This window comes from Porphyromonas levii, assembly GCF_018206105.1.
Classification (GTDB): domain Bacteria; phylum Bacteroidota; class Bacteroidia; order Bacteroidales; family Porphyromonadaceae; genus Porphyromonas_A; species Porphyromonas_A levii.
In genome coordinates this window covers 1-20,263 of record NZ_JADRGN010000038.1, presented here as the reverse complement: position 1 = coordinate 20,263, position 20,263 = coordinate 1, and the positions used below count along the sequence as shown (strand labels likewise).

Sequence of the window (20,263 nt, the reverse complement as noted above, 5' to 3'; positions counted from 1 at the left end):
TGAATACCATAACATTCCATTTCTTTTTCCAATATTGGAAAGGTATCGTTCCCTCCCTGGAAACTTATCTTTCCAACGTTGGAAAGATAAGTTTCCAACGCTGGAAAATCTGGTATCAATACATTGAGACTACAAGTAGATTACCTGCTCTAGCACGACCGTCCTATTAAAAGGCTTGAAAGTATAGGAAACAGAAAGCCCCGCACCGATAGATGACCGATGCGGGACTTTCTGCTCCTATTGTTCGCTCTGTTATCTCAGAATATCTAGGGCGCGATGGAGCGCCTTGATGAATAAGTCTATCTCTTCTTTCGTATTGTAAAGAGCAAAGCTTACTCTAGCTGTACCCTCGATGCCAAGGCTCTTCATAAGTGGCTGTGCGCAGTGGTGACCTGTTCGGATAGCAATCCCTTGCTGATCAAGCAACACTCCCAAATCGTACGGATGGACGCCCTCTACGAGGAAACTAATCACGGCCTCCTTTTGAGGAGCTGTACCATATATCTTTAGTCCTTCTATCTGTAGCATTTGCTCAGTAGCATATCGGAGCAATTCCTCTTCATGTAGTAAGATCTCATCCATGCCGAGTGTCTCTAAGTATTTGATACTAGCAGAGAGCCCCACACTGCCAATAAAATCGGGCGTGCCCGCCTCGTACTTATAGGGAAGTTCATTGTAAGTGGTTTCCTCCCAGCTTACATGCTGGATCATCTCTCCTCCTCCATGATAGGGTGGAAGCTTATCAAGCCATTCCCTCTTGCCATAGAGGATTCCGATTCCAGTAGGGCCATAAATCTTATGCCCAGAGAAAGCGAGGAAGTCTACATCCAACGCCTGCACATCTATCTTACGGTGCGCAATAGCTTGGGCTGCATCGATAAGTACAGGTATTCCTTTACTATGAGCGAAGGCAATCACCTCCGCCACAGGATTGATCGTACCCATTACATTGGATGCGTAACAGATAGAAACGAGTTTGGTGCGCTCACTCACCATACTACGGAACACCTCCATATCCATAACCCCCTCTTGGGTAAAAGGAACTGCCCTAAGCTTGATACCTCTAGATACGCCTTGCAATTGCCAAGGTACAATATTACTGTGGTGCTCCATCCCAGAGACGATAACTTCATCGCCACTTTGCATCTGGCTTGAGCAAAAGATACTCGCTACCATATTGATACCCTCGGTTGTTCCTCTGGTGAATAGCACCTCGGCGGGTTCTCGAGCATTGATGAAGCGAGCAATATGTGCTCTTGCTTCCTCGTGGGCTGCTGTAGCTTGTTGGCTAAGGGTATGTACCCCCCTATGGATATTGGCGTTACGATGTTCGTATGCCTCCCGCTCAGCATCTATCATCTGCCGTGGCTTTTGCGCCGTTGCAGCGTTATCAAAGTAAACCAATGGATACTTGCCTTTTATAGTCGTAGATAATATAGGGAAGTCTGCCCTTACTTTATCAATATTATATGCCATACTTATTTAGAATTTAGTATATGATGCACCATGCCCGCATAGATACCAGCCGTCTCTGTCCTTAGGCGTTCATCGCCAAGGGCAACTGGCTGAAAACCTTTTGCCATAGCTAGAGCTACCTCTTCGGGGGTGAAGTCTCCCTCTGGTCCGATTAGGAAGCTAGTATCAAGCCCCTTTCGGAAAAGCTCCGTGATGTATCGTTTCTCCATCTGCGCTCCACAGTAACCGATAAATCGCCCTTCATAGAGGTCGCTTTGGAGATATTCCTTCATAGAACCATACAGACGTAATTCAACGGTAGAGAGCTTCTCGGACTGTTTCATCGCAGATACCATGACGCGCTCCATACGCTCCATATTGACCTTCCGGCGAATGGTGCGATCGGTAATCACAAGTGATAGCCGCTCCAAGCCGACTTCCGTTAGCTTTTCAAGAGCGAGTTCTATCCTTTCAATATTCTTGGTAGGTGCTATTGCTAGCTCGAGCCGTGGGCGTGAGAGCTGTAGCTCATTTATCAACTGTACGCCTTCTAAAGCGGGCTCTTTTACCGACGAACCCACCAATGTAGCACTATAGAGATGCCCTCTGCCGTCAGTGATATAAACTTCATCCCCTGCCTTGAGCCGCAATACTCGGAAGGCATGGTTCGCCTCTTCCTCGCCCAACCTTTGGGTAAGCAGTAGGTCTGGCTCAAAAAAGTAGGGGGGCTCCTCGGTTACTTGTTTATGCTTCTTCATCTTCCTTCATTTTGATAATATCAGTAAACCTTTGTGCCCACTCGTACTTCTCGAGCGCTACCACCTGCTCTCGAAGTTCCTCCAAATCCTTTCGGGAGAGCGATTGTGCGAGCTCCTCATTGGTTAGCTCAGAGATTAAAGCTTCGTTGTCTTCCTCCTGCTTAATCAACATCAGCAGAATCTCTGAGTAGTCGAACTGATCTGGAGCATCAACATCGAGGTATTTCTTCACCGCCTGTAAGGCATTGGCCAACGACTTACGCCTCATCACTCGCTCCTCAGCAAGTATGGGCAGATGCTGGGTGAAAGCAAAGATAACTGCCAAATGCTCAGGGAGCCGATAGTATGCCACCTCGCCAAAGTCAGATAAAGTATGAACCCATGCTTCCGTCTTTCCCGACTCCCCGAGACGAAGTATCACATTGCGCAGATAGATTCCCACGACCGACTGATAGTCCTCTATCGCATCGATATCTAGCTTCACACTGAGCATCGTTGCCTGGATCATCAGTTTATATTGCCCTATCAAAGCTCTGGGAATAGCAATATCCAATTGGTAGCTCTCTTTAGAGCCTACACTCTGGAATACCATATCCATGCCCACTACTTTACCATTCACGCCATAACCTTGGAGTTTCTCAAACTCTAGCGATAGCAATGGTTCATGGGTAATATCATCCCTCCGCTCGAACAATTCTCGGATATCACTCATCTCTATCCTCCAATTCCTTTAGCACCGCAGCCCACTCGTAGTTTTCGTTCTTTATAGCCAACACACGAAGCAGAGAATGCTCCTCTGGAGAGAAGTTGGCAATCGCACGCTTCAAGTCCTCATCCATAGGACTCTCAGGTTTATTTCCCGCTATTATCTCATTACCAATGTCTGCCGGAGAGATACTTTTGCCCCTCTTTTCATTAGGTGCACTAGTGGGCTCTCCCCTATTCACCCTCACTGCTGATGCTGTAGACTCAAGGAGTTTCTGCTCCACAAGTATGGGCAGATTATGGCTCATTGCCGTTAGAATACCATTGGGAAGAGAGACTCTAAAGCTATTCTCTTCCCCATTCTTATCTCTATAGACCAGATAGGGACGAGCACCCGACTTACCCTGATAGATATGTAGTGTCTGAAGCTTTGTTTCGCTCATCAGCTCATAGAAGTTGCTCATCTCGAGAAGGGTGTCATTCATACCCTCATAAAGCTGAGTAAGCTTGGCAAAATAGATAGGAGCCACAGCAGGTGCCACTCCTACAGGATATATCATCTGCTCACCATTAGGCAAACGATATTTATCATCCTCTACGGGGATCAACAGTAGCACCATAGCATCGGGCGAACTCTGCGAGCTCCCAAATCCATCCAACTTCATCGGCACCAGTACACGCCCTTCTTCGCCAGTCTCTTTCATATCATCTCCTCACGTTTTATGAGCTACAAATATAACCATTTCTAGCCATAAAGTGTTCGTAGTAGCCGTCTAGTCTCCCGAGATAGCCTTGCCTATAAGCTGGAAGAGGTAGATTATCCCACCCACGAGATTGACAGAAGCGACTGGCTCCATCCGATGAGAAAAGGGGTTATAGTTATAATTTATCCCCACGCTAATAGGACCAGCACCAGGTATATTATATCCTACCCCTCCACCAAAGCCGTATGCGTAAGGTCCGGTAAGCATAGGCATCTGATTGAGATTAGCGAAGAGCTTCTGACGAGCGGCAAACCCCTCTCCGTATGCAAAGACACCGCTTGGGGTGATGTATTGCAGTCGCAAACTGGCATTGAGCGACTGGTGCATGAGATGAGGCTGATAAGCATTTTGCCCTAGAGCTAGCCCAGTACGTAGCTGTGCTTTGAACCGTTCGGAGATATTGAAAGAGGCAGTCACCGATGGTGCCACAAACCGAGAGCCCATCAGCTGCCCAGCTACAACAGAGGGCTCAATACTCATCCAATCATTGACCTTATAACTGGCTCCGATATTGGCTACTAATCCTGGGGTCTGTGCTGGAATAAATGGGAGCTGTGACGGTGCACCAATGATAGAGTTAATAGAAAGATTCGGTGTAATATGAAACTCTTGCGACATCACCTCGCCCAGCGTAGTCTCGAGTGTCCGTGGTACTTCTATCTCCAAGGTAGAGCTGAGCCCACTAATCTGCAACTCCCTATCCAATCGACTACCATCAAAACTGAGTACTCGAGGTATATCAAGCGGCTTCAGTCCCTCTAGTTTGAGTGGCTTTACCAACTTCATGGTTGCTTTCTCTACCCCTGTCTTGGGCGCGATAAGCACGCTCCTATCTATTCTCAACGTATCTGCCAGCGATAGCTCCTGTACCTCTTGAGCCATCGCTGCAACACCAGCACAAAGGGCGATGATAGAAACTGCTATCCTCGTGATAATCATAGTGCACAAAGCTATCTATTTTATCCTATTCTACAAATAAATATCCCCATTTGGATAGTTAAACAATCCAAATGGGGATACCCTTACTCTGTCTTTTTACTTCTTCTTGAAGAGGCGGGTAATCTCTCCTATAAGTAATATTGGAGAGGTAACAACAAGAGTTACTATCCAGTCTTCTACACTCAAGGGCACTACACTAAACATATCGCCTCCAAAGGTAACAATGAGTATCTGCCCTAGTACTATCACAAGTGCGATAGACACAAAGCCACTTGCGCCCTTAAAGTGAAAGGCAGAGCGTCCTGTCTCATAAGCCCGTGCGTTGAACATATTCCAAAACTGCATCCATACAAATAGGGAGAAGAATAGGCTATGCTCGTAGCGGCTCAATTCGGCAAAGTCCTGATTGATCTCTAGACTAAGGAAGTCCGACATACGCGTAACCTCAGCATACTGGAATAGATATAGCAATACGAGGAGTAGTACAAAGAATAAACCGCCTACCCCGAGGATAATGCTCCCCATGTGCTTGTCGATAATAAACGCATTGCGATTACGCGGCTTGCGCTTCATCACCCGCTCCGATGGAGGTAAAGAGGCAAGTGCCATAGCTGCGAAAGTATCCATAATGAGATTGACCCATAGCATCTGCGTAACGGTCAGTGGAGATTGAGTGCCCAAGAATGCACCAGCCAATACAATCAGACAGGCTGCCACATTGACCGTCATCTGGAAAAGGATAAAACGCTGAATATTCTGATACAGCGACCTCCCCCACATTACGGCTCTTCCGATACTTGAGAAGGAGTTATCCACAATAGTGATATCGCTTGCTTCCTTGGCGATAGAGGTTCCATCCCCCATCGAAAGCCCCACATGTGCAGCCTTCAGTGCCGGGGCATCGTTGGTACCATCACCCGTTACCGCCACCACTTGATTATTTCTCTGGAGCGCCTCTACCAGACGACGCTTATCCAATGGACGCGCACGAGACACTACCTTGACCTCCCCTATGCGCTGCTCCAGTTCCTCATCGGTCATCGCCTCTATCTCTGGTCCTGTAATAATCTGCGCATCAGTATCTCCATCAGTCCAAAGATGTATCTGTCGGGCTACCTCTCGAGCGGTAGCAATAGTATCTCCTGTAACGATCTTCACATGGATACCAGCATTGAGACACTCCTCTACTGCCTTAGGCACATCACTCCGAACAGGGTCGGCAATAGCCACGAAACCAAGGAAGGTAAGATCTGTAGCCACGAGCTTGCCATCAACTATACCGACCTCGCCATCCTCTAAGACTTGATAAGCAAAGCCAAGGGTGCGCATAGCCTGAGACTGGTAGCCCAGCAACTGCTCCTCAATATACTCCTTACTTACCCCGCCCTCAGTATGAGCGGAGAGTGCAAAGACAATCTCAGGAGCCCCCTTGACATACACAATGCGTTTGCCAAGGGCTGAGTGAACCTCCGTCACCATATACTTCCGCTCAGTGGAGAATGGAATCTGCTGGATAGTCTCCACCTCTTGGCGCAGTAACTGTGCGTCGACCCCTTGTTGGTACAACCACAAGAGAAGCGCCCCCTCAGTAGGATTGCCAAATACCTTTGGCTCTCCCTCCTTCGTTTCATCTATTGTAGCAGTACTATTGAGTGCTATATTCTCCCTGATTAATAGGCTGGCTTCATCGTCCGTCAACCGCTGATCCACTAGCCCCAAAAACTGTGTACCATGGACACGCATCTGATTTTCGGTAAGCGTACCTGTCTTATCCGTACAGATAACAGTGGTAGCACCCATCGTCTCACATGCATGCATCTTGCGGACAAGGTTATTGGTCTTGAGCATCCTCTGCATACTATACGCTAGGCTGAGGGTGACTGCCATAGGCAATCCTTCTGGCACAGAGACGACAACGACGGTCACAGCAATCATTATGGACTGTAGTAAGGAAGTAACGAAACTAGTCCACTCAAAACTACCCATGCTAGTGAAGTAGATGGTCAACCTCCCGACGAGCACTAGAATTGCGATACTGTACCCTAGTTTGCTAATCAAGTTGCCCAGCCTATCCAGTTGCTCATTGAGCGGAGTACGTATGCTTTGGTCTATCTGTGCTGCCTTAAATACTTTGCCATTCTCTGTCCTATCCCCCACAGCAAATACTTCACACAGTCCGTGCCCCTCCATCACCTTAGTCCCACGCATCACATGATTGACTGGGAAGGTAGTCTCTTTGTCATAGAGCTGAGTATCGGCAAACTTCGGTGCGATAGGTTCACCCGTAAGCGTCGACTCATCGACCATAAGCGACATAGAGTCCAAGAGCGTGGCATCGGCAGGAATCTCATTGCCCGTCTCGACCACTACCAGATCCCCTACTACAATGTCTCGCTTAGGCACCTGAATAGTATGACCATCTCGGATAACTCTAACCGGTTCGTCATCATTAACCTTATTAAGGATAGCAAACTCTTTATCTGCTTTCTGCTCGAAGTAAAAGGATAACCCAGTCGCCAATAAGACTGCTACCACGATACCCAAAGGCTCTAGGAACACATCTGCACCTGCGCCATGTCCTAGTACTTCGTAGAGAGATATGCCTAACGAAAGTACGGCCGCTACCACCAAGATGATAATTGTAGGGTCTTTGAACTTCTCGAAGAACTTCTTCCAAACCGATTCTTTCTCTACAGGAGTGAGCACATTATTACCATGCAATCTTCTGCTCTCCTCTACCTGAGCAGCTGTAAGACCGCTCCAATGCTTTTGTGTCATATATCTTTGCTTCAACAATTGCGTCATCAAATGAACCACAAAATTACCCATATTCTACCGAAATACACCGATGGCAGGAAAGGTATATGCTGCCTCTTTCATTGTACTATGCAAAATAATTTGCTGTACTCTCTTACCTCTTCAAGCTTCATATTGGTCGAACGTAAAGTTAGTATACCGAGCAAAAAAAGTCTCTCGCGGGAGGGACTGGAGTTTATATGGCGAGAGACTAGAGTCCCTCCCGGGAGAGACTTTTGCTAATATACCTAGCACATTGTAGTAGAATAGGTATAAAATAGGCCTTCTTTGGGTCGCATTGGTCCGATGATATGATTTGATAACACTCTGTTTTACAAATATTAGCACAGTGTTCGGTTGCTTTGGTTGAGGGCGAAGCCCGAGGCCGTGGAAACGGTAAGCCCCCAAACCCCCTAAAGGGGGCTTGTACGTCCTGTGAGAAAGGGTACTGGGTTTGAGAGGGGTATACTTTAATAGAAGTTCTATAATAGGATACATTAGCGCAGTTTACGCTAGCCTCGGTTGAAGGCGAAGCCCGAGGCCGTGGAAAGGGTAAGCCCCCAAACCCCCTAAAGGGGGCTTGTACATCCTGTGAGAAAGGGTACTGGGTTTGAGAGGGGTATACTTTAATAGAAGTTCTATAATAGGATACATTAGCGCAGTTTACGCTAGCCTCGGTTGAAGGCGAAGCCCGAGGCCGTGGAAAGGGTAAGCCCCCAAACCCCCTAAAGGGGGCTTGTACGTCCTGTGAGAAAGGGTACTGGGTTTGAGAGGGGTCTAGAATTTACCTTCTTAGTAATAGCGCATGCATTGCCCTAGAATATTGGAGATTAGAGCAAGTAGGCTAGGAGGATTATGAGTGATAGGAGTACCAGCATCAGCACTTCAGAGCTACGATTGGTTCGCAATGCTCTTTGGAGATCCTTTGGGATAAGCGTTCTTTGCTGCTTCCCTATTGTCGGTTTTTCGAAATACTGACCGCCATAGTAATGCCCTCCACCAAACTGACAGCCCAACATGAGTGCTAGCGCGGCTTCGGGGTAGCCAGAGTTGGGACTTGTATGATTTTTCCCTTCCCTGAATACTTGCTTAGTAAGGTCGAGCCGACCATTGACTGCCAACATTAGTAGAGCAGTGAGCCGAGCTGGAATCCAATTGGCTACATCATCGATCTTGGCAGCTAAGTAGCCAAAGTCGCGATACTTTTCATTTTTATACCCTATCATGGAATCGAGGGTATTAATCATCTTGTACGCCACCATACCTGGCATACCAAGTACGGCGAACCAGAAGAGTGGTGCAATGACACCATCGGAAAGGTTTTCAGAGAGTGTCTCAAGAGCGGCCGTCTTCACCTCTTCCTCTGTAAGCTCTTTCGTATCACGCCCTACAATACGTGAGAGCTGATTGCGCCCAGACTCCAAAGAAATAGCCAGCTGTGCGAATACTTCTCTCACCTCTTTTATGAGCGTATGACCTGCAAGGCAAGTACTCACCAAGATAATCCCAAGGGGAATGCGAATCCAATTAGGTGCAAAGGCGAATATCACCCAAGTAAGTGTAAATACCAGCAGAATCAATAGGAGTGCTACAAGGGCTCCTTTGTACTTTCGATTGAACCCATTATTGAACCAGCGATCAGCTCTACTAATGGCATGTCCAAAGCCTACCACAAGATGCGGAAAGCCTTGGGGATCTCCAAAGATTCGATCTAATAGCCAGCCTATCCACAGGATGGCTAGGGCAAGCAAAGGTGTGAAGAATATCAACATAGGTTTTGAGGTAAATCTGATAAAGCTTCAACGAGGAGGGCGTTTTTCTCTGGACTCTGTGTGGCAATACGAATATGCTGAGGTGTAAGTGTGGGGAAGTTAGAGGCATTACGAATGAGGATACCATGCTTAATGGCCAACCAATCTTTTAGTTCTTGGGATTGGTGACGGCGCAGCTTTGCCAAAAAGTAGTGGGTGTCGGTAGGCTCGATATCCATAATATCGAGTTGTTCTAATTGATCTACCAGTCGTTTCCGCTCTTCCAATAATTCTGCTAGTAAGAAGGGGACACCCGAAGCCAATAAATAGTGCCCTGCTTCTATGGCTAGAGCGTTGACGCTCCATGGCATTTTGAGTGCCACCAAGCGCCGGATGAGTTGGGGGTGAGCCAAAATATAGCCCAACCTCAACCCTGGTATGGCATAACTCTTGGTGAGTGACTGTATCACCAAACAATTGGGAAGAGTCGTTATCTCTTCGGGCTGTAGTACCGCCTTGGGGGTGAAAGCGTGATAAGATTGGTCGACCACAAAGACAGTATCGGGATGGTCTTGGATGGTGCGGAGCAAGTCATCGTGAGGATATGTTCGCCCTGTAGGATTATTGGGATTACAGAGCCAATGGACTGCTCCCAATCCCTCCTGCAACAGAGTATGCCCAAAGACTGTAGCAGCATGGCGGTATTCGGAGAAAGTAGGCTGCATAATACTTGACGTAGCACCCTGAAAGAGGTGCGCCATCAGATAGATAGCCTCAGTTGCACCACTGGTAACTAATAGGCTCTCCTCCGGTACGCCGAGCATAGCAGACAAGCGAGCCTCTAGCTGAAAGGCTTGTGGCTCGGGATAGTGATGGATAAGCTGACGATTATGGGTAAGATGCTCCCACAGAGCCTCATCGTGAGGAAGATGAGGGACGTTGGAACTAAAATCGGCGACAAACCGCACGCCTCTATAGAGGTAGCGGTCGTCGCCGTGATCGTTATATTTCATCGTCGGATAATATCTTGTAGAGCTTCTCTACATCTAGATGCTGTCTGAGGTGATCTGCCATCTTATCGAAAGTAGTTTCATACCCCTCTAGGTCGGCATTAGTATAACTTACTTTGGACTTGCCATGGTCACTGAGTGTGTCTTCGCTAGGAAGTAGTTCGCCCTCCATATAGGGTAGTACGCCTAAAACTGGGACATTGGTGAGCTCCTCAATCATCTGTATAGCTGGCTCAAAGATAGTGCGATCTCCTCTGAACTTATTGATGATGATACCCTTTATCAGCTTGCGGTGCTCAGGCTTTTGTAGCATTACTGAGCCATAGATAGAGGCAAACACCCCTCCTCGCTCTATATCTGCCACGAGTACTACAGCCGCATTGGCATGCTCCGCCATAGGCATATTCACGAAGTCTGTCTCTAAGAGATTAAGCTCGCTAACACTCCCTGCGCCCTCCAGCACAATAGGATTATATTGCTCTACTAGCTGATCATAAGCGCCCCAAGCACTCTGCTTGAGTATGCCCCTCCCTTCACTTTGCCTGAAGTATTCGCGAGCTTGGTGGCTACCGAACTCCTTGCCGAGGCAGTAAATCTTACTCTCGACCATACTAGAGGGCATCATAAGTACGGGGTTGAGAAGCGCATGAGGCTCTACACCAGCAGCCTTAGACTGAATAGCCTGCGCAATACTAATTCGATCGCCATTGGGCGCTGTATAATAGTAGGGCGCCATATTCTGTGCCTTGAATGGCGCTGGATGATAACCATCTTGCTTAAAGAGGCGGCAAAATGCTGCCACCACGAGACTCTTGCCGACATCACTTCCTGTGCCGGCAATCATAAGGGGACGAAGATTATTCATTAGTAAGTCTTTGCTTTCTTCTTGATAAGTTCTGCTTGTTGTATTTTATCGAGACGCTTGTAGCCCGAGAGAGCTGATTCCCATTCACCATAGTTAGGGTTGGGGAGCACAATATACATCCCTCCGAAAGTATTTGCATCTTTCTGGGTGAGTGCACTTCTATCTTCTTCACTTGCCTTGTAGTAGCCAGGAAAGTCGGTAAGCTGATCTCCCATGTAGATAACCACTTCATACTCCTCCATAACCTTGGCACGGCGCTCATCCTTATTGCTTGTATTGCTCTTAAGCATTAAGTGTGCATCATCGGCGTTGGGGAACCCAAACTTCTGGAGATTAAGTAGCGTCCCTTGGCGCTCTTGCTCATTACGATTGGTGATATAGAAAATCTCTACCCCATTATCAGCAGCATACTGCAGGAAGGAAAGAGCACCAGGAATGGTATCCGCCTCTACACGATTGACCCATCTAGTCCACTCTTTAGTATCAAATAGTTCTCCTCTTATCCCTTGATACACTGCATTCGGTGAGTTATCAAGAATGGTTTCATCTATATCCGTTACAATAGCAAGAGGCTTGGAATCTTCTTGCATCAATGAGAGTGATTGATCGAGATAGAGCCGAGCACCATTGAATGCTTGATAACATAAGGCATCGTACTCTGCAGCTCTCTGCATCCATGCTGCAGTATATACCTTGGCAAAAGGCATCTCGAGGGAAGACACATTTCTATGACTACCACAAGATGTAAACAATAGTAGAAGGGGAAATAATAAGATAGACTTCTTCATATACTTGGGTAATTAAAAGGCGAATGTAGCAGCAAGGACAGCTGTAGCGCCCTGACGATCGTAACCTCTCCAGCGACCAATCCTCTGATTAAATAGGTTCTCACCTATCAAGGAAAGCCCAATATTACGATGTACCTTATAGGATATGCGAGCGCCAAAGTCAGCTACAAAAATAGTCTCTTCAGGTAGTAGTGTAGGAGGGACAATGCCAAGGGCATCAGTTGGCTGGGATAGCTCTGGCATCCTGATACCTCCAAGCGCAGTGAAGTTGACGTTGATGCCAATCTTGTCGTTGATAGCATAATCGCCAGAGATACCTATCTCATAAGTTGGTCGTCCATAACCGACAGTGTAATCTTTGGCCTCCTCTGGTCCATTAGGTGTAAGAACCTGTTTTACGCCTCTAGACTTATAATGATTATACTTTACAGACGCTCCGAGGTCAAGACCAATAGAGGAAATATAGCGAGCCTTAGCTCCAACAAAGATATTACCTACTGCGCCCGCATTTTTTAGACTGTAGAGAGGGGTATAGATGCTCCTAGTATCTGGACCATCCATTACTAGTTCATTGGAATAGTTGGTGACATAACAACTAGCCATCCACTCTGAAAAATCGAGATAAGAGGCATAGCCGCCATGGACATCGAGAGAGAAACCATTGATATTACCGACCTGAACACCAGCTAGCACTCTATAATTTGCGATGTCGTACCCTTGGTACACACTCATCGCATCTGCCCATCTGTTCTGCCGATAGATATCACGAAGCGTATGGTAGTCTGCACCTCCATCTGAATTGAGGTAGATAGAGAAGTGGTCAGTCGCCTTAAAGCGAGCCTGAACATCAGGAATGATCAAGAACTTCTTGGAACCTATATTGAGTAACTGTATACTCGCTCCAGCCTTAAAAATAAAAGCGGGAGCAGTATAGGCGAAGTAAGGGGCAACGGAAAGTGCCTGAAGTGGATTCAATCGATTCCCTAAGATATTATTCAGCGCAGAGATACTAATCAACTGATATCTACCGTCAGCTCCTAAGCTCCAATCTGACCCTGCAAACTGATAACCGAGATTACCCTTAAGGTCTAAAGAAAGCTCAGCTACCTTGTGTCCGTTGATAGGAGCGGTATTCTTGGGAATAATAATGTTATTCTCCGTATAATACGATGAGATATCATCCTTAGAAATGAAACCTACCTTACCATCTATACTATACTGGACACCTCTTGCGAGTGAAAGAGGAGATGGAGAAACACCGATGCGAACGTCTGTACCAATCATTCTAGCAAGCGGATACTCGGCAGTCAGCTGAGAAGCGCCCTTGATGAGATCGGGGACTATGCCATAATAGGTATTGGCATGGTGAAACACGTCTACGCCAATGTTGAATACTCTATCTGGTAGCGCATGTGAATAGTCTAGAGCTACCTCGGTATCATGTGTCTGATCCCATGGACTCAGAGGGTATACTTTCTGAGGCACTTGGACAAAGCGCGATTGGTGGTCTGCAGATATCAATAGTGTACCGACGTCACTTGTCTTTGTCAGTACTCCTATATTAGCTCCTACATATCCAGGAAATCCGCCAAAGATACGAGCATGAAGTAGCTGCTTGACATGCTCTGGCTCTAGAGGATTATCATGTGGGCTGAACAGTTTGGGTGTTACATTCATCGCAATAGGATAGGTATTCCGAGCGAAACTGATAGGGCGTAATGATGTAGCACCTGTCGACTGTAGGGGGTTAAAGAAAGCCTTCTCTGCCTGTTGTCCTACAGGTTGATAATCACGCTGAAGTAGCATCTCACGCTGAAGCGTATCTGGTGCATATGGATTAGCATGGGCTAAAGCACCACTCATTAGCATGGTGCTAGTGAGGAGTAGAGCCTTGTGTATATGTCTTATATTCTTCATTTCTTAAAGTCTTGCCAAGCGTTCGTCAATCATCTTTATGATACCATCCTTGCTATTGGTGTAGCTACTGCGTACACTCTCCAAGTAAGTACGCGCTGTGTCACGGTCTCCAAGCTTTTCGTAGCTATCAGCAAGAAGTACAAATGCTCTCGCTAGCCAATAGGCATCTGTTGTACCCTTATTAACCACCTTTTGTATCTTGCTCTGAACCGTCTTGTATTCTCCTTTATCATAGAGGTCAAGAGCGACAATAGTCTCTGCAATAGGATGCCCCCCAAAGTCCTTCAAAGCTAAAACACGTTTAGCATAGGAGAGGGCATTCTGTTTCTGATTATTGCGAGCATATCCCTTGGCAGCTACAAGGAAGACATTTGCTTTTGCCTCCTCATTCACAGCTATCTTACCATCAGCAACCTGCCAAGCTAAGCTATTGAGGAAGTCGGCACTACCACTCGTCTCTGCACGGTCGGCAGCTGCTCTAATCCAATTACTGCGTTCCCCAAGGTTTTTGCTCACAAGCGCTAAGCTCATGTATGCCTCTGCCGCACGGCCTGGCTCATTTAGTCTATCGTAGCATGATGCGAGTAGGCGATAGGTATCATCTGCGAGCTTTCCAGAGAAGTTCTTCGCCCGAGAGGCAACGGTAGATACCGCTCCGCTATAATCCTTAGCATTGTACTGTAGAAGAGCCTTATTGTAGTAGACATTATCGACAAATGCCCCATTTGGATAGGCATTAAGATACTGATCAAGTGCTCTATTGGCTTCAGAAGGAGTGCCCGAAGCTACTACACGCTCCGCAGCAATAAATGCGAGGGAATCCATTTCGGCATGAGAAGTAATATCCGTAGCCCCCACTTCTTTTACGAGATCGCTATAACTATCTACTCTATTGAGCTGGACACTGATACTCTTTAGATCCTGAAGCGCGCTCTTTGCCTCAGGGGAGTTTGGATACTGTCGCACGACCATTTCATAAGCTCTCACTGCGTCGTCCAACTTATTATCTCCGTAATAGGATAGTGCCATCTGAAGCCCTACTTTAGAAGCAAGTTCATGATGTTTATACCTTACGAAGAAACTCTCGAAGGCCTGCTGTGCCTTATGATTGTCTCCAGCAAGAGCCAACGCTCTTCCCTGTTCGTAAATAGCTTCAGCTGCAAGCTTTGAATCTGGATAACGAATAGCAAGAGATGACATTAAGTCTGCTTTATCCCGATAGTCCTTTTGTAGACCACGTGCCATCGCCTTACTAAATAGTGCATAATCGGACTCTGAACCACCTGCCTGCTCTGCTGTATTATAATAGGAAATGGCAGTAGCATACGCCTTTCGCTGCATCTCTATATCGCCCAGACGATTATTGATGGCCGTTTTTTGCTCAGGGGTAGGAGCGGTATTTACCTGCTGATATTCCTTAAAGTAACGCTCCGCTTCTCCATATTGCCCAAGATTATAATGTGCATAGCCTAGGGTATAGTATGCGTTAGGATTTAGCGCCAAGTCGGATGGACGAGACTTAAGATAACTCTCAGTGCTACTTATTGCGGTATTGTAGTCCTTTGCCCGATATGCAGCTTCACCCTTCCATAGATAAGCCTCTGCAATGCTCGTTGGGTCTTGTGCGCCTTGAATAATCTCGTCGTATTGCTGAGTAGCCAAACGAGTATCTCCACTTGTCAACAAGGTATTCGCTTGCTTTAGCTTAACTCTATCTCGCACCCTCGATAGCTCTCTAGGAAGTGGGCTCATCTTATTTAGTTCTGCGAGAGCTGCACCAGCGTTAGGCTCATTGAGATAGGCATCGGAAAGATATCCTATCACCTGCTTTCTGTACTCACTAGTAGAATAAGTAGAGAGGAACTTAGCTAGTCTCTGAGACCCTGCCCCTACTCTACCTGGAGTCTGCGCATAAGCAGCTAGTGCCCCATTGAATTCTGATGCTTCTGTAACTGGGGCGTATGCAGCAATTGAGCGTGCACGGTCAAAAGAGCTAATCGCCTTGCTCGGTTGCTTGAGCGCAAGCTGTGTAAGCCCAGCATAGTAGAGCGATAGTTGGCTCATGAAGTCACTATTACCCTCTGCTGCGGATAACAAATACTGCTCAGCCTCTCGATTTTGCCCAAGTTCAAATAGATTTTTTCCCAGAACCAATTGCTCAACTCTTCCTGGGGTAGATGTATTCTGTATATATCTTTTGAGATAAGACACGGAGGACTGCAGCTGACCTAGACTACTTGCAGATAAACCAGCAGTTCGGTTGAGAGACGATTCTACTTCAGTGGGCAAATCTCTTTGTTGTAATCCTCGCTCTGCCATCGATAGTGCCTCGCTATACTTCATCTCGGTAAGACGAGCTTCGGCTAGATAAGCATTAGCGTAGGTACCATACTGAGAGTGGTTCACGACGCGCTCCATATGCCTAGCACCCTTGGCAACCTGACCCTCCTTCATCTGTATGTACCCAGCATAGAAAGAGGCATCATCCTTGAAGCCTCTATAGTAAGTAAGTGGCTCAAATAACTTAAGAGCTTCCGACTCTCTTCCCTCCTTAAAAAGGGCATAGGCATGATAGTAGTCCACCGTAGCACCCATACGCTCTGGCAGAAGCGAAGTATCTACCTGACGGAGCCAATATATTGCACTACCGTACTGCCCTTTAGCATAATAGAGCTGACCCAATGCAGCCCAAGCATGGTTAATATAGCTAGAGTGTGGATACGTCTCGATAAACTTCAGGAGCTGTAATTCAGCATCTCCTGTTCTCAGCATCCCCTTGGCAATAGCATCTAAATACTGAGACTCGTCATCCTTTACATCCAACTGCCATGTATCTTTATATACTTTCTGCAGTCCCTCAAGCGCACCTACAGGACTGGAGAATTGAAGCGCCTCACGTACCCGGAGCATATCGGCATTACGAGGGCTCAACACCTGTGCGGGGCTAACAGCAAAAAGAGCTCCTGCCATCAATACCCCAAGTATCCACTTTCTCTTCTTCATTACTTCATACTTTTACCTCCCGACAATACCCCACAAATCTAACTATTTTCCATCAAATCAGCCTCGTATTGATCACCTTGGCGCCATTGTCTTTCCCTCATACGGGATACTATTAAGTGGGTAAATTGATAGTTCTTAATACCCCAACGAGGAGCAATAATCATGTGAGATGGAGCCTGAGAGACAAAACGATCTACATATACATTAGGTCTAAGCCTCCTCAGTATACGGCATACCAGCTCCACATATTCCTCTGACTCGAAGAGGGGAAAAGGTTCTTGCTGATACTCCCTTGCAAGCTTAGTTCCCTTCAAAACCTGTAACTGGTGTAATTTAACGGAAGTAATAGGCAATCGCGATAGTCTATCGATATGCTGGAGGTACTGGTTACTATCCTCTCCCGGAAGTCCCATTATCAGGTGAACGCCCACAGGGATTTTCCTCATTGCGGTCTGAATAATTGCCCACTCGCTCTCCTCGAAAGTATGTCCCCTATTCACCCTTTCTAGAGTCGTATTACAAGTACTTTCTACTCCGTACTCTATATAGACAAAGGTACGTAGACTAAGCTCCTCGAAGTAGTCTAATAGATCTACGTCAACACAATCTGGACGAGTGCCCACAATAAGACCGACAATGTCAGGACAGCTAAGAGCTTCCTCATACAGCTGCTTCAGCTCTTTCAGACCTCCGTATGTATTGGTATAGGATTGAAAATATGCCAAGTACTTCATACCGGGATACTTAGCACCAAAGAAGCCTTTACCCTCCTCTATCTGCTCAGTCACGCTCCCCCTAGCTATTGTATATGAGGGACTAAAGGATTGGTTATTACAGTAGGTGCATCCTCCATACCCCTTGCTTCCATCCCGATTGGGACAAGTAAAACCAGCATTGATAGATATCTTTTGAACCTTATGGAGAGGGAAAGCCTCTCTTAGATACTCTCCAAAGTCTCGATAGATTGGACTATTCATAGCAACGTCTATATAAAAAAGAAAAAGGCTGTCTCACGACAACCTTCAATCTTGATATTAACCTAAAATCTAATACTATGAAAAACACGATGCAAAGATAAGCGTAATTTTTGACCCGTGCAAGTATTTCGGCAAATATTTATCGAAAGAAGGCGGTCTTAACCTTTTTTATTGCTCAATAACGAACTGTTTAGACTACAAAGCTAGGGATATCGGACCCTCTCGGACTATCTGGAAAGGTTCGGAGGTACAGTCTACTATGGCGCTCTCCACCATACTACCCATGCCTCCATCTACCACATAAGCGACCTTCGAGCCCCAAAGCTCCTCAATAAGCTCGGGATGATAACCATACTCTGCATCTCGCTCATCCATATCAATTGGAAGGGAAAACCCAGTTAACGGATGACCAAAATAATCGACTAGATCAAGGGCTAAGCGGTGACGTGGGATACGCACTCCTACTTCTTTCCTACCCTTATAGATCTTTGGAAGTGAACTACTTACAGGAAGTATAAAAGTAAATGGACCAGGAGTATTTGCCTTTATCAACTTAAAGGCATCATTATCCAAATGTGCATACTCGCTTATCTGAGAAATATCTGAGCAAAGAATGGAAAATAGACTCTTCTTGGGATCTATTCCCTTTAGATGTGCCAAACGCTCTAGACTATTTTGATTAAGCGCATCACAGCAAAGACTATACCGCGTATCTGTGGGAATAATAATCAGTTCTCCATCTCGGAGCACTTGAGACAACTCTCTTAGAACCTTTTCAGGAGTAGAAGTTCCATCGTATACTTTTATCATAGCTTATTTTCCAAGTAAAAATATTGCAGGGCGCTTGTGCCAACTAGCACCACTCTTCATCAGCTTACGCCACTCAGAGAGAACCATTGTGTGCACCTCTTCTGTTGGAGTAGTCAAATCAATTGCCACAGATAGTTTCTGTGAAGGGGAGAGCAGATCTACAAGTTCCTCTATCAGTTTATCATTGCGATAAGGTGCTTCAATAAATATCTGAGTCTCTCCTTGCTGAGCTCTACGCTGCCACTCTAGAAGTATTCTTCGGCGTTCCTTATTATCAAATGTCAAATAGCCATGAAAAGTAAAGTTTTGACCACTAAATCCTGAAGCCATCAACGAAAGAAGTATCGAAGAAGGACCAACAAGCGGTACGACCTTAATACCAGCTCTATGACAATCAGCGACTACATGATGACCGGGATCAGCAACAGCAGGGCAACCAGCCTCACTCATCAATCCCACATCCAATCCACTTCTTAACAGCTGAAGTATCTCATCCTTAGGATAGCTATACCCCTGATGCTTATCTACCTCAATGATAGAGAGAGTAGAGATATTAATCTCAGGTAAAACACTCTTAATGTATTGGCGAGCTGTTCGAGCATTTTCAACTACATAATGCTTAGTATGCCTAATAATATCTAAATTATCAGCGGGTAAATATCGTCCGACACCTACCTCTCCAATAGAGATAGGTATCAGATAGAGGTTACCAACCCCATCTAAGTTCTTAAAGGTCATAAATACTGGTCAGTGCTGAATGAATATCAGGATAGAGAAAACTATATCCAGTCTGTAGCAAATGCTTACAGGATATCCTATTGCTATTCAAAAATTGCTCAGAGAATTCTCCTCTTGCCATCCTTAAGAGACACTTAGGTAAATGAAGAGGATAAGTACGTCCACGCCTCACATAAGCTGCGGTAGATGACAACTGATCATAGGTAACCCAATCTGGAGCGACACAGTTATACGCACCATAAAGATTATCATTATCTATAGCCCATCGAAGAATACGAGCAGCATCACTTACATGAATCCACGGAATAATCTGATCACCATTACCATATATAACAGCAATACCACGACTACTTCCAATCGTAATGTGGGGCAAAATACCACCATAGTGGCATAATACATTACCAAATCTCAAAGCAACCGAACGCTTAGCAAGCGCTTCTACTTCCAAAATATAAGCCTCCTCCTCACCTGCCGAGTGTAATTGAGCTAAGAAATCATGCCCTGAGCGCGACGCCTCAGTATGAATATATGGATTAGTATCACTCCCATAAAAAGTAGTAGATGAAACAGTGATAAAGGTCTCTAACTCCTGGCCCAAAGCCATCAACATACGACCAATCAGGGCTGTACCACCAGCTCTATAACTGATTAATACATCTCGATGATGCACATCGAGAGTCAAGGGACTTTCCGAAGAACCTCCTACGTGTATAATATGATCTATTCCTTCCAATGCGTTAGGATCTAGTTCATCTTTAAGAGGGTTCCAGTAGAAATGATTATCCGCCATAGGGTGCCTAGTCAGAAGGCGCATATCATACACCCCTTCATAGACCCTCATAAAATGACGTGTCAACAACTCATTAGACCCCGTAAGAAGTACTCTATCCATATTCTCACTATTCATATTACTAATAACTACCGTAAAGATACCCAATTATTAGTAAATAACCAGTAAAGTTTACAAAAAGAGAGAGACACTCAGTG

Annotated in this window: 16 protein-coding genes; all 16 read right to left on the bottom strand. The window is 46.0% G+C overall.

All coding sequences use genetic code 11. From position 1 onward, the window contains the following. Positions 1–252 precede the first annotated feature (252 nt). On the bottom strand, positions 253–1,476 hold the full coding sequence (locus tag IX315_RS07910) for an aminotransferase class V-fold PLP-dependent enzyme (protein ID WP_211635386.1): 1,224 nt from the start codon (positions 1,474–1,476) through the stop codon (positions 253–255). A gap of 2 nt (positions 1,477–1,478) precedes the next feature. After that, positions 1,479–2,213: an RsmE family RNA methyltransferase gene (locus tag IX315_RS07905; RefSeq protein ID WP_211639857.1), complete on the bottom strand. Its 735-nt coding sequence runs from the start codon at positions 2,211–2,213 to the stop codon at positions 1,479–1,481. Continuing rightward, positions 2,200–2,925, bottom strand: a complete 726-nt coding sequence (locus tag IX315_RS07900; RefSeq protein WP_018358145.1) for a hypothetical protein — start codon at positions 2,923–2,925, stop codon at positions 2,200–2,202. Before IX315_RS07900 ends, IX315_RS07905 begins: the two co-directional genes overlap by 14 nt. Beyond that, a complete protein-coding gene (locus IX315_RS07895) occupies positions 2,918–3,622 on the bottom strand; it encodes a hypothetical protein (RefSeq protein ID WP_018358146.1) in 705 nt (234 codons plus the stop codon). Before IX315_RS07895 ends, IX315_RS07900 begins: the two co-directional genes overlap by 8 nt. Positions 3,623–3,691: 69 nt before the next feature. Next, the gene (locus IX315_RS07890; RefSeq protein WP_018358147.1) at positions 3,692–4,621 is read right to left on the bottom strand and encodes a hypothetical protein; all 930 of its coding nucleotides are present in this window, start codon (positions 4,619–4,621) and stop codon (positions 3,692–3,694) included. A 96-nt stretch (positions 4,622–4,717) separates the two neighbouring features. Continuing rightward, positions 4,718–7,399, bottom strand: a complete 2,682-nt coding sequence (locus IX315_RS07885; RefSeq protein WP_211638238.1) for a calcium-translocating P-type ATPase, PMCA-type — start codon at positions 7,397–7,399, stop codon at positions 4,718–4,720. 848 nt (positions 7,400–8,247) lie between these two features. After that, entirely contained in the window at positions 8,248–9,189 is a 942-nt protein-coding gene (gene cbiB, locus IX315_RS07880) for an adenosylcobinamide-phosphate synthase CbiB (protein ID WP_211639928.1), read from the bottom strand. Next, entirely contained in the window at positions 9,183–10,181 is a 999-nt protein-coding gene (locus IX315_RS07875; RefSeq protein ID WP_211639927.1) for a pyridoxal phosphate-dependent aminotransferase, read from the bottom strand. The genes cbiB and IX315_RS07875 overlap by 7 nt, the downstream gene beginning before the upstream one ends. After that, the gene (locus tag IX315_RS07870) at positions 10,171–11,043 is read right to left on the bottom strand and encodes a cobyric acid synthase (RefSeq protein WP_211639926.1); all 873 of its coding nucleotides are present in this window, start codon (positions 11,041–11,043) and stop codon (positions 10,171–10,173) included. Before IX315_RS07870 ends, IX315_RS07875 begins: the two co-directional genes overlap by 11 nt. Further along, positions 11,043–11,831: a 5'-nucleotidase, lipoprotein e(P4) family gene (locus IX315_RS07865; RefSeq protein ID WP_026215749.1), complete on the bottom strand. Its 789-nt coding sequence runs from the start codon at positions 11,829–11,831 to the stop codon at positions 11,043–11,045. Before IX315_RS07865 ends, IX315_RS07870 begins: the two co-directional genes overlap by 1 nt. A 12-nt stretch (positions 11,832–11,843) precedes the next feature. Beyond that, positions 11,844–13,748: a TonB-dependent receptor gene (locus tag IX315_RS07860; protein WP_211640814.1), complete on the bottom strand. Its 1,905-nt coding sequence runs from the start codon at positions 13,746–13,748 to the stop codon at positions 11,844–11,846. Positions 13,749–13,751: 3 nt separating this feature from the next. Next, on the bottom strand, positions 13,752–16,751 hold the full coding sequence (locus tag IX315_RS07855; protein WP_211640813.1) for a tetratricopeptide repeat protein: 3,000 nt from the start codon (positions 16,749–16,751) through the stop codon (positions 13,752–13,754). A gap of 38 nt (positions 16,752–16,789) precedes the next feature. Beyond that, positions 16,790–17,728 (bottom strand): tRNA modification radical SAM protein MnmL/YtqA, encoded by a 939-nt coding sequence (gene mnmL / locus IX315_RS07850; protein WP_018358989.1) that lies wholly within the window; start codon positions 17,726–17,728, stop codon positions 16,790–16,792. Positions 17,729–17,923: 195 nt separating this feature from the next. Next, positions 17,924–18,538 (bottom strand): L-threonylcarbamoyladenylate synthase, encoded by a 615-nt coding sequence (locus IX315_RS07845; protein WP_211635394.1) that lies wholly within the window; start codon positions 18,536–18,538, stop codon positions 17,924–17,926. A gap of 3 nt (positions 18,539–18,541) precedes the next feature. Next, positions 18,542–19,276 carry an SAM-dependent methyltransferase gene (locus tag IX315_RS07840; protein WP_211635395.1) on the bottom strand — a complete coding sequence of 245 codons (735 nt, stop codon included), beginning with the start codon at positions 19,274–19,276 and terminating at the stop codon, positions 18,542–18,544. Next, positions 19,266–20,183 carry a DUF1731 domain-containing protein gene (locus IX315_RS07835; protein ID WP_018358986.1) on the bottom strand — a complete coding sequence of 306 codons (918 nt, stop codon included), beginning with the start codon at positions 20,181–20,183 and terminating at the stop codon, positions 19,266–19,268. Before IX315_RS07835 ends, IX315_RS07840 begins: the two co-directional genes overlap by 11 nt. Between the last annotated feature and the right edge of the window lie 80 nt (positions 20,184–20,263).

What these genes read in the sequence shown, in the direction of transcription:
- IX315_RS07910 (WP_211635386.1), bottom strand. Translation starts at nt 1,476, where the DNA reads ATGGCATATAATATTGATAAAGTAAGGGCAGACTTCCCTATATTATCT.
- IX315_RS07905 (WP_211639857.1), bottom strand. Translation starts at nt 2,213, where the DNA reads ATGAAGAAGCATAAACAAGTAACCGAGGAGCCCCCCTACTTTTTTGAG.
- IX315_RS07900 (WP_018358145.1), bottom strand. Translation starts at nt 2,925, where the DNA reads ATGAGTGATATCCGAGAATTGTTCGAGCGGAGGGATGATATTACCCAT.
- IX315_RS07895 (WP_018358146.1), bottom strand. Translation starts at nt 3,622, where the DNA reads ATGAAAGAGACTGGCGAAGAAGGGCGTGTACTGGTGCCGATGAAGTTG.
- IX315_RS07890 (WP_018358147.1), bottom strand. Translation starts at nt 4,621, where the DNA reads ATGATTATCACGAGGATAGCAGTTTCTATCATCGCCCTTTGTGCTGGT.
- IX315_RS07885 (WP_211638238.1), bottom strand. Translation starts at nt 7,399, where the DNA reads ATGACACAAAAGCATTGGAGCGGTCTTACAGCTGCTCAGGTAGAGGAG.
- cbiB (WP_211639928.1), bottom strand. Translation starts at nt 9,189, where the DNA reads ATGTTGATATTCTTCACACCTTTGCTTGCCCTAGCCATCCTGTGGATA.
- IX315_RS07875 (WP_211639927.1), bottom strand. Translation starts at nt 10,181, where the DNA reads ATGAAATATAACGATCACGGCGACGACCGCTACCTCTATAGAGGCGTG.
- IX315_RS07870 (WP_211639926.1), bottom strand. Translation starts at nt 11,043, where the DNA reads ATGAATAATCTTCGTCCCCTTATGATTGCCGGCACAGGAAGTGATGTC.
- IX315_RS07865 (WP_026215749.1), bottom strand. Translation starts at nt 11,831, where the DNA reads ATGAAGAAGTCTATCTTATTATTTCCCCTTCTACTATTGTTTACATCT.
- IX315_RS07860 (WP_211640814.1), bottom strand. Translation starts at nt 13,748, where the DNA reads ATGAAGAATATAAGACATATACACAAGGCTCTACTCCTCACTAGCACC.
- IX315_RS07855 (WP_211640813.1), bottom strand. Translation starts at nt 16,751, where the DNA reads ATGAAGAAGAGAAAGTGGATACTTGGGGTATTGATGGCAGGAGCTCTT.
- mnmL (WP_018358989.1), bottom strand. Translation starts at nt 17,728, where the DNA reads ATGAATAGTCCAATCTATCGAGACTTTGGAGAGTATCTAAGAGAGGCT.
- IX315_RS07845 (WP_211635394.1), bottom strand. Translation starts at nt 18,538, where the DNA reads ATGATAAAAGTATACGATGGAACTTCTACTCCTGAAAAGGTTCTAAGA.
- IX315_RS07840 (WP_211635395.1), bottom strand. Translation starts at nt 19,276, where the DNA reads ATGACCTTTAAGAACTTAGATGGGGTTGGTAACCTCTATCTGATACCT.
- IX315_RS07835 (WP_018358986.1), bottom strand. Translation starts at nt 20,183, where the DNA reads ATGAATAGTGAGAATATGGATAGAGTACTTCTTACGGGGTCTAATGAG.